The sequence below is a fragment of the Amycolatopsis stemonae genome, from assembly GCF_054781455.1.
Genome location: NZ_BAAGUJ010000029.1, coordinates 23,054 through 39,044 on the forward strand (window position 1 = coordinate 23,054; position 15,991 = coordinate 39,044).

A 15,991-nucleotide genomic window follows, 5' to 3' on the forward strand; every position below is an offset into this window, starting at 1 on the left:
TGTACTAGTACACCTGGGTGGTTCTGATCAGGGCTTTGTCTCCGACACCCTGGCGTGCTAGAACACTTGTGCGTGAAGTCCGGCGTGAGGAGCCGCCTTGCCCACCCTCGACCGTCCTGAGCCGCCCTACCTGCAGATCGCGGGCCGGATCCGTGAGGACATCCTCTCCGGCCGGCTGCAGGAGGGTGACGCGGTGCCGTCCGCCCGCGAGATCGCGCGTACGTGGGCCGTCGCCATGGCGACGGCCACCAAGGTGCTGGCCACGCTCCGGTCACAGGGGCTCGTGCGCCCGGTGCGCGGGGTCGGTACGGTCGTCGACCGGGGCGGCCTGCACCGCACGGCCCGCGACCGCAACGCCGCGTCGGCGCGCACGGGCCGGATCTACCCGCCCGGCCACTACGCCGTGATCCGCTCGGCCGGCCTCGAACCGGCGTCCGAGCGCGCCGCGGCGGCCCTGGGCCTGGAGGAGGGCGCCCCGGCGATCCGGCGGCGCCGCACCACGTACGGGCCGGATTCGCGCCCGCTGTCGACGTCGACGTCGTGGTTCGACGGCGTCCTGTCGGCCAAGGCGCCCGCATTGCTGGTGGCGGAGCGGATCGTCGAGGGCACGTCGGCCCACGCGGCGGCCCGGCTGGGCACGAAGATCGCGACGACGCAGGAACGGCACGCGGCGGGCCGCGCGGGCGAGGAGGAAGCGGCCGAACTGGGCGTGCCGGCGGGGTCGCCGGTGCTGCTCGGCCGGAGCACGTTCCTGGCGGCCGACGGCACGGTCGTCGAGTACGGCGAGTCCGCCGCCCTGCCCGACCACTGGGTTTTCTACGAGTACACGACTGAGGACGGCGAATGAAGCACATCCACGCGGGCAAGGTCCGTGACCTGTACGAACTCGACGGCGGGGACATCCTGCTGGTCGCGTCCGACCGGGTCTCGGTCTACGACGTCTCGCTGCCGACGCCGGTCCCGGACAAGGGCGCGCTGCTGAACCAGCTGTCGGCGTGGTGGTTCGACCGGATGTCCGGCGTGGTCCCGAACCACGTGGTGTCGACGACGGACGTCCCGGCGGAGTTCGCCGGGCGCGCGATGCGCTGCAAGCCCCTGAAGATGGTCCAGGTCGAGTGCATCGCCCGCGGCTACCTCGCCGGCCTGGGCCTGCGCGAATACCAGCGCGACGGCAAGATCTCGGGCGTCTCGCTGCCGCCGGGACTGGTCGAGGGCGACAAGCTGCCGGAGCCGATCTTCACGCCGACGACGAAGATCTCCGACACCGGCCACGACGAGTTCATGACCTTCGACGAGGTACTGAACGAGATCGGCGAGGACACCGCGAAGCGGCTCCGCGAGCTGACGCTGGAGATCTACACCAAGGGCGCCGAACACGCGGCGAAGCAGGGCGTGATCATCGCGGACACGAAGCTGGAGTTCGGGTTCGACGTCGACGGCACGCTGACGCTGGGCGACGAGGTCCTGACGTCGGACTCGTCGCGGTTCTGGCCCGCCGACGAGTGGGAGCCGGGCCGCCCGCAGCACGCGTTCGACAAGCAGTTCGTCCGCGACTGGTCGCTGACGACGGGCTGGGACAAGACCCCGCCCGGGCCGGAGATCCCGGCGGACATCGTCGAGCAGACGCGGCAGCGCTACACCGAGGTCTACGAACGGATCACGGGGAAGACCTGGGTCCGTGGGTGACTACGACCCGTACCGGCTGATCGACGACGTCGAGACGCTGCTGGTTTCGCGCGGGCTTTCGCCGACGCGCGTGCCCGGCCGCGGCGGCGACCGGCTGGCGGGGGCCGGCCGGCTCCTGCGCGGGTTCGGGCTGGAGCCCCGGATGGCCCCCGAGGACGCGCTCGACCTCGGGGTGCCGTTCCAGGGCCGGATCAACCAGGACTAGGGGCTCTTGGTGAGGGTGGCGTCGCGCTCGACGACGTCGCCGAGGACGTCGTCGATGGCCTTCAGCAGGTCGGCGTCGAGCTTCTGGCCGGCCGCCTTGACGTTCTCGTGCACCTGCTCGGGACGGGAGGCCCCGATGATCGCCGAGGCGACGTTCGGGTTCTGCAGCACCCACGCGACGGCGAGCTGCGCGAGGGAGAGGCCGGCCTGCTTCGCGAGCGGCTCGAGCTCGGCGACGCGCTTGAGGACGTTCTCGTCGAGGAACCGGGCGACCATGTTCGCGCCGCCCTTCTCGTCGGTCGCGCGGGAGCCGGCGGGGTAGTCCTGCCCGGGCTTGTACTTGCCGGTCAGCACGCCCTGCGCGATCGGCGACCAGACGATCTGGCTCATGCCTTCGCGCTCGGAGGCCGGGATGACCTGGTCCTCGATGACGCGCCAGAGCATGTTGTACTGCGGCTGGTTGGAGACGAAGGGGATCTTCAGCTCGCGCGCGAGGGCGGCCCCGCGGGAGATCTGCTCGGCGGTCCACTCGGAGACGCCGACGTAGAGCACCTTGCCCTGGCGCACGAGGTCGGCGAAGGCGAGCATGGTCTCTTCGAGCGGCACGGTCCGGTCGAACCGGTGCGCCTGGTAGAGGTCGACGTAGTCGGTGCCGAGCCGGGTCAGCGAGGCGTTGGCCGACTCGAGGATGTGCTTGCGGGACAGGCCCTTGTCGTTGGGCCCCTTGGGGCCGGTGGGCCAGAAGACCTTGGTGAAGATCTCGAGGCTCTCCCGCCGCTGCCCCTTCAGCCCGCGCCCGAGAACGGACTCGGCGGCGGTGTTGGCGTAGACATCTGCCGTGTCAAAGGTCGTGATCCCCGCGTCGAGGGCGGCCTTGATGCAGGCGTGCGCCTGGTCTTCCTCGACCTGGGAACCGTGGGTGAGCCAGTTCCCGTACGAGATCTCACTGACGTTGAGGCCACTGCGGCCGAGACGACGAAACTCCATGTGCCCAGCCTAGGCGGAAATCGTTCGCTTTGCTAACGACCCTGGAGTGACTCCAACCGCACACAGCGAGAAGCCGGGTGGGCCGTCCGGCCCACCCGGCTTCTCGAAACCGGCTCAGTTGGGGATCGCGTCCCCGGGCTTCAGCCGCGGCTTCGGCACCCGCAGCCGGCGGATCTGGGACGCCCGGACGAACGCGTACCAGCCGATCGAGCGGCCGTTCACCGTCTCCTTGGGGAACTTCTCCCGCGCCAGCTTCGCGATCTTCCGGCCGTTCACGAAGCCCTCGATCGCCATCACCAGCAGCAGCGCCGTGCACAGCAGCGTGATGTACGACTGGACCTGGGGCAGCGGCACCAGCAGCGCCAGGAACACCAGGATCGCCAGCGGCATGAACAGGCCCAGCAGGTTGCGGCGCGTGTCGACCAGGTCGCGGACGTACGCCTTGACCGGCCCGCGGTCGCGCGGGAGCAGGTACTTGTCGTCGCCCGCCATCATGCGGTCGCGGCGGAGCTTGGCCGCCGCGCGGCGGTCTTCCTTCGTCTGCGGGTTCGACTTGCGCAGTTCCTTGTTGCGCTTCATCGCCTCACGCATCGTGGTGGGCGGCGGCGCGACCGGGCCGCGCTTCTTCGCCTCCGCGTCACGGCGTTTCGGCGTAGCCTTGCCCTTACCGGGCGTGAACGCCTTGCCCCCGACGTCGACGGTGTCCGTCGTCTCCGGCTCTTCGGCGGCGGTGTCTGTGGTGCTTCGGCGCAGGAACCTCACCTCACCAGGGTATTGCAGGCGTCACGCCGCCGTTCACCAGGTCGATCCATGTGCGACCATGGTGGGGGAACAGATCGGACGCTCCGGGTGTTGAAGACGTCAGCACGAGGAGTATCCGCAGCGAGTTCGAACTTTGAGGGAGTGCCATGACGACCGCTGAGCACGCCGGCGCGACGCAGGCCGAGACCGCCGAGGAGACCCACGGCGTCACGTTGACCGACGCCGCGGCTGCCAAGGCGAAGGCCCTGCTCGAGCAGGAGGGCCGCGACGACATGCACCTGCGCATCGCCGTCCAGCCCGGTGGCTGCGCGGGCCTGCGCTACCAGCTGTTCTTCGACGAGCGCACGCTCGACGGCGACCTGTTCCGCGACTTCGACGGCCTCAAGGTCGCCGTGGACCGGATGAGCGCGCCGTACGTGTCGGAAGCCGTCATCGACTTCGTGGACTCGATCGAGAAGCAGGGCTTCACGATCGACAACCCGAACGCCACGGGCTCCTGCGCCTGCGGCGACTCGTTCCACTGAGCCACGGCTACGCCAGAAGGGCCCCGCACCTCGGTGCGGGGCCCTTCTGCTGCGTCCGGGGGTTACACGTAGGCGTCGAGCTCCGCGACCTGCGCGTGGCACGCCTCGTCGACCTGCCACGGCTTGGCCGCCGAACGGGGCAACGGCAGGTTCTCGGCCTGCAGGGTCGCCGGGATGAGCGCGCAGTCGGCGATCAGCTCGGACAGGGTCTCGGGTTCGGTGACGGCGTTCACGATTCGTAACGCTATTGATCCGCTCTCGACTGGAGAAGGAGTACCAGCCGGTAGTGTCGGTTGGGCGCGCGCGAACTACCCGGATGGGTCACGACCCGGTGGTAACTTCGCGCCTTTTGCCGTGAGGTCGAGCACAAAGGAGCAGCCGGTGGCAGACAAGGCCAGGATCGCGGTGTCCGGCAGTATCGCGACCGACCACCTCATGCACTTCCCGGGCAGGTTCGCGGAGCAGCTGGTCGCGGAACAGCTGCACCGGGTCTCGCTGAGCTTCCTCGCCGACGACCTCGTGGTCCGGCGCGGCGGCATCGGCGCGAACATCGCCTTCGGCCTGGGGGTGCTCGGCGTGCAGCCGGTGCTCGTGGGTGCCGTCGGCGCGGACTTCGCCGACTACCGCTCCTGGCTGGAGCGGCACGGCGTCGACACCTCCGGCGTGCACGTGTCGGAGGTCGCGCACACCGCTCGGTTCGTCTGCACCACCGACGAGGACCTCTGCCAGATCGCGACGTTCTACGCCGGCGCGATGGCCGAGTCCCGCAACATCGAGCTGCTGCCCATCGCCGAGCGCGCCGGCGACCTCAGCCTGGTGCTGATCAGCCCGGACGACCCGGAGGGCATGGTCCGCCACGCCGAGGAGTGCCGCCAGCGCGGCTACGAGTTCGCCGTCGACCCCTCGCAGCAGCTGGCCCGCATGAGCGGCGAGCAGGCGCGCGCGTTCGTCGCCGGCGCGAAGTACCTGTTCAGCAACGACTACGAGTGGGAGCTGCTGCTCCAGAAGACCGGCTGGACCGAGGCCGACGTGCTCGGCCAGGTCGGCATGCGGATCACGACGCTGGGGGAGAAGGGCGTCGAGATCGTCGGCAAGGACGGCCTCGCCCTGCAGATCGGCGCCGTCCCGGAGCGCGCCAAGGCCGACCCGACGGGTGTCGGCGACGGCTTCCGCGCGGGCTTCCTGGCCGGCCTCGACGGCGGCCTGAACGTCGAGCGCGCGGCCCAGCTGGGCTCCCTGATCGCGGTGCTGGTCCTGGAGACGGTCGGCACCCAGGAGTGGACGTTCGACCGCACCGACGCCCTGGCCCGCATCGGCGAGGCCTTCGGCCCGGACGCGGCCGAGGAGATCTCGGTGGTCCTGCCCGCGGCCTGACCCCAAGCCGTGAATGGCACATTGAGGGACTTCAAGTCCCTCAATGTGCCATTCACGGCTTTTCAGCGAGCGGGGGTCAGAGCTTGACCGGGTAGACCGGCTCCGGGATCTCGGGCTTGATGCGGTGCTCGACGAAGATGCCGTGCCACAGCATGAACACGATCAGCGCCCACAGCTGGCGGCTGCGGTCCAGCTGGCCCGCCTTGTGCTCCTCCAGCAGCGCCAGGATCGCCTTCTTGTCGAGCAGGTCCTCGGTCCGGGAATCGTTGATGATCCCCTTCGCCCAGTCGTACATCTCGTTGCGCAGCCACAGCCGGATCGGCACCGGGAAGCCGAGCTTGCGGCGGTTGAGCACGTGCGCCGGGATGATCTTGGCCAGGGCCTGGCGCAGCGCGTACTTCGTCGTGCCGTGCGCGAGCTTCTGGTCCAGCGGGATCGACGCCGCGACCTTGAACACCTCGGCGTCGAGGAACGGCACCCGCAGCTCCAGCGAGTTCGCCATCGTCACCTTGTCGGCCTTGACCAGGATGTCGCCGCGCAGCCAGGTGTAGAGGTCGACGTGCTGCATGCGGGCCACCGGGTCCCAGCCGCGCGAGACGTCGTACCAGGGCGCCGTGACGTCCTTGAAGCCCACGCCCTCCTGGTAGGTCTTCAGGACGTTGCGCAGCTGGTCGTCGCGGAAGTTGCGGGCGTTGCCGTAGTAGCGGTCCTCCAGCGGCAGCGCGCCGCGGCGCAGCAGGTCCTTGCCGCGGGTGCCCTCGGGGATCTTCGTCGAGACCTTGCCGATGAGCTTGCGCATGCCGCCGGGGATCTTCTCGAACGGCGCCAGCGAGATCGGCTCGTTGTAGATCGTGTAGCCACCGAACAGCTCGTCCGCGCCTTCGCCGGACAGCACGGCCTTGACGTGCTTGCGGGCTTCGCGGGCGATGAACCACAGCGGGACCAGCGCGGGGTCGGCCACCGGGTCGTCGAGGTACCAGACGATGAGCGGCAGGACCTCCATCATCTCGTCCGCCGAGACCGTCCGGACCACGTGCTTGACGCCGATCGCGGCGGCCGACTCGGCGGCGACGTCGACCTCGGAGTAGCCCTCGCGCTCGAACCCGGTGGTGAACGCGATCAGGTTCGGGTTGTGCTCCTTGGCCAGCGTGGCGGTGGCCGTGGAGTCGATGCCGCCCGACAGGAAGGCCCCCACCGTGACGTCCGGGTCGGAGATCATGTGCTTGCCGACCGAGTCGCGCATCACGTCGGCGATGCGCTGGTGCAGCGCCTCGGCCTCGGCCTGCGTGTTCACCGGCTTCGCGGCGAACTGCGGGTGGAAGTAGCGGGTGAACTTCACCTCACCGCCGGGCGCGACCTCGAAGGAGGTCCCGGACTCGACGCGGCGGATCGCGGTGTGCAGCGACTCGGGCTCGGGCACGTACTGCAGCACCAGGTAGTGCTGCAGGGCCGTGCGGTCCAGCTCCTGCGCGACGCCGAGGACGTCCGAAAGCTCCAGCAGGCTCTTCTTCTCGCTCGAGAACGCCACGCCACCGGGGCCGGCGGAGTAGAAGAGCGGCTTGATGCCGAACGGGTCGCGGGCGCCGAAGACCTTCTTCTCCTGGGAGTCCCAGATCATGAAGGCGAACATGCCGCGCAGCCGCTTGACCCAGTCGGCGCCGAGGTAGTGGAAGCCGGCGACGATGGCCTCGCCGTCGCCCTCGGTCTCGAACTTCGCGCCGTGCTTCTCGGCCAGCTCCGCCCGCAGTTCCAGGTAGTTGTAGATCTCGCCGTTGAAGTTCATCGTGTAGCGCCCCGGCGCCTCCGGCGGCCCCCAGACCAGCGGCTGGTGGGCGTGCTCGACGTCGATGAACGCCAGCCGGTTGAAGCCGTAGACGACCTCGGCGTCGGCCCAGGTGTCCTGCTCGTCGGGGCCGCGGTGGCGCTGGCAGCGCATCGCCGCGCCCACGGCGTCACGCGCGTTCGCCGCGCCGGTCTCGGTCGCGCAGATCAGTCCAAGCAGGCCGCACACGGGTACTCACACACCTTCAGGCTCATCACCGGGCTGGGGAAGGCCTCAGTATGCCGGGCAGGCCGTGGCGAGTAACACGCGCGTCGATGGTTACCCCTTGGTCAGCGCGGACCGCCAACTCGGCTAGGCTCCGCCCTGTCACAAAGATCGGTCGTAGGAGGCTCTGGGTGAAAGGGCGAGGCGCAGTGGGACAACCCGAGCGCACCCTGGGGAAGCGGACCTTGCGCGTCGCCGCGCTGGCGGTGCTGGTCGCGCTGACCGCGACGGGCTGCTCCGGCGACGAGATCCTGCGGTTCGGCTGGCCCGTCGGCGTCACGCAGCAGGCGAACGAGATGCGCACGCTGTGGACGTGGACCGTGGTGGCCGCGCTGATCGTCGGCGCCATCGTGTGGGCCCTGATCTTCTGGACCGCGACGTTCCACCGCAAGAAGAAGACCGCCGACGGCGAGCCGGAGGAGCTGCCCCGGCAGTTCCAGTACAACATCCCGCTCGAGCTGTTCACGGTCGTCGTCCCGACGATCATGGTCTGCGTCCTGTTCTTCTTCACCGCGACGACGGAGTCGAAGGTCCTGGACAAGATCCCGAACCCGGACGTCAAGGTCCAGGTCGTGGCCTTCCAGTGGAACTGGGAGTTCAAGTACGAGGACGCCAACGCCAAGAAGGCGGACGGCCAGCAGGTCAGCACCGTCGGCTCGTCCGGCGAGATCCCGCTGCTCGTGCTCCCGGTCGGCAAGACCATCGAGTACGACCTGATCTCGACCGACGTCATCCACTCCTTCTGGGTCCCGGAGTTCCACTTCAAGCGGGACGTCATGCCGAACCCGGACAAGAACAACCAGGACAGCTCCTTCCAGAACAAGATCGACCGCGAGGGCTCCTTCGTCGGCCGGTGCGCGGAGCTGTGCGGCACGTACCACTCGGTGATGAACTTCGAGGTCCGGGCGCTGTCGCCGGACAAGTACGACCAGTACATCGAGCTGCGCAAGCAGACGAACCCGGCCACCGGCCAGGCGTTCACGGCGTCCGAGGCGCTGGCGAAGATGAACTGCGGCGAGCTGTGCACCCCGCACGCGGTGACCACGCAGCCGTTCAACACCGACCGCACGGCACGGACCGCGTCCAACTGACGTCGCCAGAACAACAGGAGTAGGAAAGACCCATGAAGGTCGAAGCGCGCATCTTCTTCATCGTGGCGGTCTTCGCCGTGTTCATGGCGGTCGTGTACTGGGTGTGGACCGCGCTGGCCGCGACCCACGGCCCGGAGCCGGTCGGCATCGTCGCGCTGTTCCTGACCGGTGGCCTGGCGTTCCTCGCGGGCAGCTACATGCAGTTCGTCGCCCGCCGCATCGAGCCGCGGCCGGAAGACCGCGAAGACGCCGAGATCAGCGACGGCGCCGGTGAGCTGGGCTTCTTCAGCCCGGGCAGCTACTGGCCGGTCGCCATGGCGGCCACCGCGGCCCTCGCCGCGCTGGCCCTGGCGTTCTTCCACATCTGGCTGCTCGTCATCGCGCTGGTCGCGCTGCTGATCACGATCGGCGGGCTGGTGTTCGAGTACCACACGGGTCCGTCGCACGACTGACCTGCGCTTTTCCCGACTGGCCGCTGCGCTGAGGACTCAGTGCGGCGGCCAGTACCGCGAGCATGCCCAGTGCCTCGGGCCAGGTCGGGCGGTGGCCGTAGAAGGCGATGTCCACCAGCACCGCGACCACCGGGTAGAGGTAGGACAGCAGCGCCACCGTCGTGGTCGGCAGCTTGCCGATGCTCGCGTACATCAGGACGTACATCAGCGCCGTGTGGACGGTGCCCAGCAGCACCAGCCACAGCAACCCCCGCGGGTTCGTCGGTAGCGGCGTGACCAGCAGCAACGGTGCCAGCACGAGCGCGCCGACCGTCGTCTGGACGGCCGCGAGCAGGTGCGGGCGGATGTGCTTCAGCTGCTTCGCGACGAAGGACGCGCCGGCGTAGAGCACGGCCGCGCCGAGTGCCAGCCCGATCCCGGCCAGCTGCACGGGTTTGCCGTCCTCGCCGTGCGCCGACAGGGAGATCAAGGCTACCCCGCCGAACGCGATCGCGGCCCGGGCCAGGTGGCTCTTGGCCACCTTCTCGCCGAGGAATGCCGCCGCCAAGCCGACCAGGATCAGCGGTTGGGTGTGGTAGACGACCGTGCTGACCGAGATCGACGACAGCGCGTAGGACGCGAAGAGCAGCACCCAGTTGCCGACCAGGAAGAGGCCGCCGAGGACGGCCAGGCCGAGGTCGCGCCGGGACGGCCGCCAGGCGGGCAGCCAGCCGCGCGCGAAGCACCAGATCACCAGGAGCGCCCCGCCGACGAAGCAGCGGGCGAAGGCCACGGCCGGTGCGGCCGCGCCGCTCTCGAGGACGACGGCACCGATCGTGCCGGACATCGCCATCGCCGCGGACCACTGGAGCAGCGGGCGGGTTTCGGAGTTCGTCATGGCGTCCAGGTTCGCCGGGCCGGCGTCGCTCAACCAGTGTCAGAGATGACAACGGCCGCAAAACTTGTGACATGCTGGCCGGCATGGACGTCAACCGGGTCGCGGTGGTGCTGGCCGACCACGTTTCGCCGTTCGAGCTGGGCGTCGCGTGCGAAGTGTTCGGCACCGACCGCACGGCCGACGGCATCGAGGGCTGGGAGTTCGGCGTCTGCTCGCCGGCGGGCGCGCCGGTCGCGAGCTGGTCGGGGTTCGGGTTGTCCGGGCTCCGCGGGCTGGACTTCGCGGAGTCGGCCGACCTGCTGATCGTGCCGACGTGCGCACCGCGGACGGCACCGCCGCCCGCGGACCTGCTGGACGTACTGCGCGACGCGGCCGCCCGGGGAGCGTGGGTGGCGGGGTTCTGCGCGGGGGTGTTCACGCTGGGCTACGCGGGCCTGCTGGACGGCCGTCGCTGCACGGTCCACTGGGTCTACGAGGCGGAGTTCCGGGCCCGCTTCCCCGCCGCCCGGGTGGACCCGCAGGCCCTGTACGAGGACGACGGCGGCATCCTGACGAGCGCGGGCACGGTCGCGGCCGTCGACCTGTGCCTGCACCTGGTCCGCCGGCTGCGCGGGGTCACGGCGGCGACGACCCTGGCCCGCCGGATGGTGGCGGCGCCGTTCCGGGCGGGCGGTCAGGCCCAGTTCGTCCAGGCCCCGGTCCCGTCCGTCCCGGACGACTCGGTGGTGGCGGAGGCCCTGGAGTGGGTGGAGCGGCGGCTGGACCGGCCGTTCACGGTGGCCGAACTGGCCCGGCGGAGCGGGCTGGGGGAGCGGACGTTCCTGCGCCGCTTCTCGGCGGCGACGGGGACCACGCCGCACCGCTGGCTGACCGAGCGGCGCCTGGACCGGGCGCAGGCGCTGCTGGAGGAGGGCCGGCTGTCGGTGGAGGACATCGCGGTGGCGTGCGGGTACGCGTCGGCGGCCGCGCTGCGGCACCAGTTCACCCGGCTGCGCGGCACGAGCCCGACGTCGTACCGCGCGGCCTTCCGCGGCTGAGGCTCAGGCGAAGGCGATCCAGCGGTCCAGGAGCGCCGCCGCGGCGCCGGAATCGATCGCCTCGGCCGCCTTCGCCAGGCCGGCGCGCAGATCGTCCTCCAAGGACGCAGAGAAGCCCGTGAACGCCGCCAGCGCCGCGGCCGCGTTGATCAGCACCGCGTCCCGCACCGGCCCCGGCTTGCCGCCCACCAGCTCGCGGACCACCTGGGCGTTCGACGCCGCGTCACCGCCGCGCAGGTCGTCCGCCGTCGCCCGGGGCACGCCCAGGGCGGCCGGGTCGAGCGTCGTCTTCGTCACGGTTCCGCCCGACACCACCCAGACCGACGAGGTCGTCGTCGTGGTGATCTCGTCGAGGCCGTCGTCGCCGCGGACGATCAGGGCCGTCGTCCCCCGGCGCGCGAACACCTCGGCCAGGACGTGCGTCTTGTCCTCGTACGCGCAGCCGATCAGGGCGCTGCCCGGCTGGGCCGGGTTGGTCAGCGGGCCGAGCAGGTTGAACGTCGTCGGGATGCCGAGCTCGCCGCGGACCGGGCCCGCGTGCCGCAGCGCCGGGTGGAACGCCGACGCCAGGAAGAACCCCACGCCGACCTCGGTCAGGCTGCGCTGGACGTCCTCCGGGGGCAGGGAAATCGTCACCCCGAGGGCTTCCAGGACGTCGGCCGCGCCGGACTTCGACGACGCGCTGCGGTTGCCGTGCTTGGCCACCGGGGCGCCGGCCGCCGCTGTGACGATCGTCGCCATCGTCGAGATGTTCACCGAGTTGGAGCCGTCGCCGCCGGTGCCGACGATGTCGACGGCCGGGCGGTCCAGCTCGACGCGGCGGGCGTGCGCCAGCATCGTCGCCGCCATGCCGGCGATCTCCGCCGGCGTTTCGCCCTTCGCGCGCAGCGCCACCGCGAACCCGGCGATCCGGGCCGGGCTCGCCGCGCCGCTCATGATCTGGTCCATCGCCCACGCCGTGTCCTCCTCGGACAGGTCGACGCGCGCGACGAGCTGCTTGAGCAGCGGCGGCCAGGTGCGGGGGACCGGGGTGGCCACCGGGCTCAGCCGTTCACGGCGGGGACCCGTCGCGCGCGCAGCACGTCGGCGACGGTCTCCGCGGCGGTCAGCGGGTCCAGCGGGTGCACCAGCACGGCGTCCGCCTGCGACCAGGTGGCCAGCCACCGGTCGTCCTTGCGCCGCACGGAAACCACGATCGGCGGGCAGTCGGCGATCTCGGCCTTGAGCTGCCGGCAGAGGCCGATGCCGCCGGTCGGCTGGGCCTCGCCGTCGAGGATCGCCAGGTCGACGTTCCCCTCGTCCACCTCGGACAGCACGTCGGCGATCCCGGCCGCCTCGACGTAGTCGACGCGGTCCAGGTCGGCGGCGGGCCGCCGGCCGACCGCGTTGACGATCGCCTCGCGCACCTCCGCCTTGTGGCTGAACACCAGGACCCGCATCGACCGCTCGCCCATCAGGCACGCCTCCAACTCGTCACCACACGTCTGCCTGGATCGTATCGGCCGAGACCGACATCACGCGGTCGGCTCCGGCTGTTGCGCGTCCCAGCCCAGCGCGTCGCCGCCCAATCGCTGGGCGAGACCGGCCATCCGGGACCGTTCCTGGGCGCAGTGGAGCGCGTCGAGCACCTGGACGCGCACCGCGTGCACCCGCGCCAGGTCGCCCGACGCGGACTGTTCCCGCAGCTCGTAGCCGTCCTGGGCGAGGATCGACGCCGCCTCCGCGAGCCGGCCCGGCGGCAGGAGCAGGTGGTGCCGCAGGACGGCCGGTGCCGTGCTGACCCAAGCGGGTGAACCGGCGAGGACGGCCGAGTCGGCGACGACCGGGTCGAAGGCCTCGGCGACGATCTCCAACCCGGGCGTATCGGGTGTCAGACCTGGGGTTTCGCGCTTTTTGACCAGGTCAAGCAGCCGGTCGAGTAAACCCATGAGTAGCTCTCACCTTCCCGGGCATCCGGTGTGATCGGTTACGCAGACGGCTCGCCGTGGACCCACCCGGCGGAGCGGCGGTGCGAGAGGACATAATGCGACGCGTGACAACGGCAGCTCCCACCATCAGTCAGCGGGTCCACTCGCTGAACCGGCCGAACATGGTCAGTGTCGGCACCATCGTGTGGCTTTCCAGCGAGCTGATGTTCTTCGCCGGACTGTTCGCGATGTTCTTCACCGTCAAGGCGCAGAACTCGTCCGGCCAGTGGCCGCCGCCGCTGCACGGCGAGGAGTTCCACCTCAACGTGACGTACGCGATCCCGTTCACGGTGATCCTCGTGCTGTCCTCGCTGACCTGCCAGTTCGGCGTGTTCGCGGCCGAGCGCGGTGACGTCTACGGGCTGCGCCGCTGGTACATCATCACGTTGATCATGGGCGCGATCTTCGTCGGCGGCCAGGCCAACGAGTACCACAACCTGGTCGAAGAGGGGATGACGATCCCGTCCGGCCCGTTCGGCACGGTCTTCTACCTCGCCACCGGGTTCCACGGCCTGCACGTCATCGGCGGGCTCATCGCGTTCGTGTACCTGCTCATCCGCACGAAGCTGAGCAAGTTCACCCCCGCCCAGGCCACGTCGGCGATCGTCGTGTCCTACTACTGGCACTTCGTCGACATCGTGTGGGTCGGCCTCTTCGGTGTGATCTACCTCCTTCCGTAGGTCCGCCCCAGCCGCCACCACCATCACCATCGGCCTGAACTGACAGCAAGGGTTGCCGCAAGATGACCACCAGCACCAAGTCCTCGGAGCGCCGCTACCGCGCGCGGTCGAAGCTGCGGAGGCGGTTCGCCGGCCTGCTCGCGCTCGGTATCGCGCTGGTGGGCGCCGGCGCCCTGTACGCCGTGTTCGCCCCGGAGCCGCAGACCGCGCAGGCCCAGGGCACGCCCGCGCAGCTGCGCCTCGGCGAGCAGGTCTACAACAACACCTGCATCGCCTGCCACGGCGCGAACCTCGAGGGTGTCAAGGACCGCGGCCCGAGCCTGATCGGCATCGGCGACGCCGCGGTGTACTTCCAGACCTCTTCCGGCCGGATGCCCGCCGCGCGCCAGGAGGCGCAGGCCGAGCGGAAGCCGCCGAAGCTGACCGAGGCCGAGATCGACGCGGTCGGCGCCTACATCCAGGCGCACGGCGGCGGCGTGCAGCGTCCCGCCGAGAAGGGCGAGGCCCTGCGCGGCTCCGACCCGGCCCGCGGTGGCGAGCTGTTCCGCCTGAACTGCGCCTCGTGCCACAACTTCACCGGCCGCGGTGGCGCGCTGTCCGCCGGCAAGTACGCGCCGAACCTGGACCCGGCCAGCGAAGAGCAGATCTACACGGCCATGCTCACCGGTCCCCAGAACATGCCGAAGTTCTCCGACCGGCAGCTGTCGCCGGAGGAGAAGAAGGACATCGTCGCCTACGTGAAGTCGGTGTCGGACGGCAACAACAACCCGGGTGGGAACGGCCTCGGCGGGGTCGGCCCCGCTTCGGAGGGCGTGATCGCCTTTATCGTCGGGATCGCCGCGCTGATCGGCGTGACGTTGTGGATTGGATCGAAGGCATGAGTGCCGAGGGGCCGAAGCCGCCGACGGAGGCGGAGCTGGCTGAGATGGACCGGGACCAGCTGGTCAAGCTGGGCGGCGCGCTCGACGGGGTCGAGATCGTCGAGTACCCGACTCCGTGGCCCGTGGAGGGCACCCGCGCGGAGAAGCGGGCCGAGCGCCTGGTCGCGTTCTGGTTCGGGCTGTCCGCCCTGGCCGGGATCGGGTTCGTGGTCTCGCTCATCTGGTGGCCGTGGCAGTACGAGGCGCCGGACAACGAGAGCGGCCACTTCTGGTACAGCCTCTACACCCCGATGCTCGGCATCACGCTCGGCCTGGCCATCCTCGGCCTGGGCATCGGCGTGATCCTGTACACGAAGAAGTTCGTGCCCGCCGAGGTCGCCGTGCAGCAGCGCAGCGACAACCAGGGCGAGGGGTCGGCCGAGGTCGACCGCCAGACGATCCTCGCGCACCTGGCCGACGCCGGGAACCGCAGCACGATCGCCCGCCGATCGCTGATCAAGCGCTCGGCGATCGCCGGTGCCGGCGCGCTCGGCCTCGCGGCCGCGGCGCTGCCGCTGGCGTCGTTCATCAAGAACCCGTGGAAGAACAGCGAGTCGCGCGACTCGCTGTGGCACACCGGCTGGCAGCCGAACTTCCCCGGCGAGAAGGTCTACCTCCGCCGCAACACCGGCAAGCCCCTGGAAGAGGGCGAAGAGGTCAGCCTGGTCAAGGCCGAGGACCTCGACGCCGGCGCGATGGAGACGGTCTTCCCGTACCGCGACTCGGAGAAGGGCAAGCCGGAGCTGCTGGCCGCCGCGCTCACCCGCGTCGACAACCCGGTCATGCTGATCCGCCTGCGCCCGACCGACGCCGCCAAGGTGGTCAAGCGGGCCGGCCAGGAGGACTTCAACTTCGGCGACTACTACGCGTACACGAAGATCTGCAGCCACGTCGGCTGCCCGACCTCCCTGTACGAGCAGCGGACCAACCGCATCCTGTGCCCGTGCCACCAGTCGCAGTTCGACGCCCTCCACTACGCCAAGCCGATCTTCGGCCCGGCGACCCGGCCGCTGGCCCAGCTACCGATCACGGTGGACGAAGAGGGATACTTGATCGCGCGAGGCGACTTCATCGAGGCCATCGGTCCGGCCTTTTGGGAGCGTAAGTCATGAGTTCACTCACCACGCCGACCAAGGGGTCGAGCCCGGTCGAGAAGGCGCTGGGCGACGCGGCCGACAACGCGGACCAGCGGTATCACCTGGCCAAGGGTCTGCGGCACCAGCTGAACAAGGTGTTCCCGACGCACTGGTCGTTCTTGCTGGGCGAGATCGCGCTCTACAGCTTCATCATCCTGCTGCTCACGGGTGTGTACCTGACGTTGTTCTTCGACCCCTCGATGCAGGAGGTCGTCTACCACGGCAGTTTCAAGAACATGCAGGGCCT

The 15,991-nt window shown here is 70.0% G+C and carries 19 protein-coding genes and 1 pseudogene; 12 read left to right on the top strand and 8 right to left on the bottom strand.

The annotated features are described in order from the left end of the window. The first annotated feature begins 97 nt into the window (after window positions 1-97). Genes ACYVLJ_RS47365 through ACYVLJ_RS47375 form a run of 3 tightly spaced genes read left to right on the top strand, consistent with a single transcriptional unit; the run spans window position 98 to window position 1,891 of the window. Complete coding sequence (locus tag ACYVLJ_RS47365; RefSeq protein WP_451974225.1) at window positions 98-847, top strand: GntR family transcriptional regulator; 750 nt, start codon at window positions 98-100, stop codon at window positions 845-847. Beyond that, on the top strand, window positions 844-1,686 hold the full coding sequence (locus tag ACYVLJ_RS47370) for a phosphoribosylaminoimidazolesuccinocarboxamide synthase (protein WP_460443672.1): 843 nt from the start codon (window positions 844-846) through the stop codon (window positions 1,684-1,686). Before ACYVLJ_RS47365 ends, ACYVLJ_RS47370 begins: the two co-directional genes overlap by 4 nt. After that, window positions 1,679-1,891, top strand: a complete 213-nt coding sequence (locus ACYVLJ_RS47375; RefSeq protein ID WP_460443673.1) for a hypothetical protein — start codon at window positions 1,679-1,681, stop codon at window positions 1,889-1,891. The genes ACYVLJ_RS47370 and ACYVLJ_RS47375 overlap by 8 nt, the downstream gene beginning before the upstream one ends. Here the strand turns inward: ACYVLJ_RS47375 and ACYVLJ_RS47380 are convergent. Further along, complete coding sequence (locus ACYVLJ_RS47380; RefSeq protein WP_451974219.1) at window positions 1,888-2,877, bottom strand: aldo/keto reductase family protein; 990 nt, start codon at window positions 2,875-2,877, stop codon at window positions 1,888-1,890. The genes ACYVLJ_RS47375 and ACYVLJ_RS47380 overlap by 4 nt on opposite strands. Window positions 2,878-2,991: 114 nt before the next feature. Next, window positions 2,992-3,639, bottom strand: a complete 648-nt coding sequence (locus ACYVLJ_RS47385; protein WP_451974218.1) for a DUF3043 domain-containing protein — start codon at window positions 3,637-3,639, stop codon at window positions 2,992-2,994. Window positions 3,640-3,785: 146 nt separating this feature from the next. On the opposite strand from ACYVLJ_RS47385, the gene ACYVLJ_RS47390 reads away from it, so the two are divergent. After that, on the top strand, window positions 3,786-4,163 hold the full coding sequence (locus tag ACYVLJ_RS47390) for a HesB/IscA family protein (protein ID WP_086859636.1): 378 nt from the start codon (window positions 3,786-3,788) through the stop codon (window positions 4,161-4,163). A gap of 62 nt (window positions 4,164-4,225) precedes the next feature. Here the strand turns inward: ACYVLJ_RS47390 and ACYVLJ_RS47395 are convergent, their stop codons facing one another. Next, window positions 4,226-4,396 carry a hypothetical protein gene (locus tag ACYVLJ_RS47395; protein ID WP_329050109.1) on the bottom strand — a complete coding sequence of 57 codons (171 nt, stop codon included), beginning with the start codon at window positions 4,394-4,396 and terminating at the stop codon, window positions 4,226-4,228. Window positions 4,397-4,544: 148 nt separating this feature from the next. On the opposite strand from ACYVLJ_RS47395, the gene ACYVLJ_RS47400 reads away from it, so the two are divergent. Beyond that, a complete protein-coding gene (locus ACYVLJ_RS47400; protein ID WP_451974217.1) occupies window positions 4,545-5,537 on the top strand; it encodes a carbohydrate kinase family protein in 993 nt (330 codons plus the stop codon). 76 nt (window positions 5,538-5,613) lie between these two features. On the opposite strand, the gene asnB is transcribed toward ACYVLJ_RS47400, so the two are convergent. Next, window positions 5,614-7,548: an asparagine synthase (glutamine-hydrolyzing) gene (gene asnB, locus ACYVLJ_RS47405; protein WP_451974215.1), complete on the bottom strand. Its 1,935-nt coding sequence runs from the start codon at window positions 7,546-7,548 to the stop codon at window positions 5,614-5,616. Between the two features lie 185 nt (window positions 7,549-7,733). On the opposite strand from asnB, the gene ctaC reads away from it, so the two are divergent. Both ctaC and ACYVLJ_RS47415 read left to right on the top strand, forming a co-directional pair. Then, window positions 7,734-8,675, top strand: a complete 942-nt coding sequence (gene ctaC / locus ACYVLJ_RS47410; RefSeq protein ID WP_451974213.1) for an aa3-type cytochrome oxidase subunit II — start codon at window positions 7,734-7,736, stop codon at window positions 8,673-8,675. A gap of 32 nt (window positions 8,676-8,707) precedes the next feature. Then, a complete protein-coding gene (locus ACYVLJ_RS47415) occupies window positions 8,708-9,127 on the top strand; it encodes a cytochrome c oxidase subunit 4 (protein ID WP_451974211.1) in 420 nt (139 codons plus the stop codon). Here the strand turns inward: ACYVLJ_RS47415 and ACYVLJ_RS47420 are convergent. Continuing rightward, a complete protein-coding gene (locus ACYVLJ_RS47420) occupies window positions 9,075-10,004 on the bottom strand; it encodes a DMT family transporter (protein WP_451974209.1) in 930 nt (309 codons plus the stop codon). The genes ACYVLJ_RS47415 and ACYVLJ_RS47420 overlap by 53 nt on opposite strands. A gap of 83 nt (window positions 10,005-10,087) precedes the next feature. On the opposite strand from ACYVLJ_RS47420, the gene ACYVLJ_RS47425 reads away from it, so the two are divergent. After that, window positions 10,088-11,041 carry a GlxA family transcriptional regulator gene (locus tag ACYVLJ_RS47425; protein ID WP_460443674.1) on the top strand — a complete coding sequence of 318 codons (954 nt, stop codon included), beginning with the start codon at window positions 10,088-10,090 and terminating at the stop codon, window positions 11,039-11,041. A gap of 3 nt (window positions 11,042-11,044) precedes the next feature. Here ACYVLJ_RS47425 and trpD read toward each other — a convergent pair whose 3' ends face one another. From trpD to ACYVLJ_RS47440, 3 genes are read right to left on the bottom strand one after another with little or no spacing between them, the layout of a single operon-like run. Beyond that, window positions 11,045-12,079 carry an anthranilate phosphoribosyltransferase gene (gene trpD / locus ACYVLJ_RS47430; RefSeq protein WP_460443675.1) on the bottom strand — a complete coding sequence of 345 codons (1,035 nt, stop codon included), beginning with the start codon at window positions 12,077-12,079 and terminating at the stop codon, window positions 11,045-11,047. A 5-nt stretch (window positions 12,080-12,084) separates the two neighbouring features. Beyond that, a complete protein-coding gene (locus ACYVLJ_RS47435) occupies window positions 12,085-12,495 on the bottom strand; it encodes a response regulator (RefSeq protein WP_451974203.1) in 411 nt (136 codons plus the stop codon). Between the two features lie 60 nt (window positions 12,496-12,555). After that, window positions 12,556-12,969, bottom strand: a complete 414-nt coding sequence (locus ACYVLJ_RS47440; protein ID WP_451974201.1) for a hypothetical protein — start codon at window positions 12,967-12,969, stop codon at window positions 12,556-12,558. 95 nt (window positions 12,970-13,064) lie between these two features. Between ACYVLJ_RS47440 and ctaE the strand changes: the two genes are divergently transcribed. The 4 genes and pseudogenes from ctaE to ACYVLJ_RS47460 all read left to right on the top strand — a co-directional run. Beyond that, complete coding sequence (gene ctaE, locus ACYVLJ_RS47445; RefSeq protein WP_451974199.1) at window positions 13,065-13,688, top strand: aa3-type cytochrome oxidase subunit III; 624 nt, start codon at window positions 13,065-13,067, stop codon at window positions 13,686-13,688. 62 nt (window positions 13,689-13,750) lie between these two features. Then, window positions 13,751-14,569: a cytochrome bc1 complex diheme cytochrome c subunit gene (qcrC, locus tag ACYVLJ_RS47450; protein WP_451974197.1), complete on the top strand. Its 819-nt coding sequence runs from the start codon at window positions 13,751-13,753 to the stop codon at window positions 14,567-14,569. Continuing rightward, window positions 14,566-15,720: a cytochrome bc1 complex Rieske iron-sulfur subunit gene (qcrA, locus tag ACYVLJ_RS47455; protein WP_451974195.1), complete on the top strand. Its 1,155-nt coding sequence runs from the start codon at window positions 14,566-14,568 to the stop codon at window positions 15,718-15,720. The genes qcrC and qcrA overlap by 4 nt, the downstream gene beginning before the upstream one ends. Further along, a pseudogene (locus tag ACYVLJ_RS47460) lies at window positions 15,717-15,991 on the top strand (cytochrome b); the annotation flags it as partial. The gene qcrA and the pseudogene ACYVLJ_RS47460, both read left to right, overlap by 4 nt.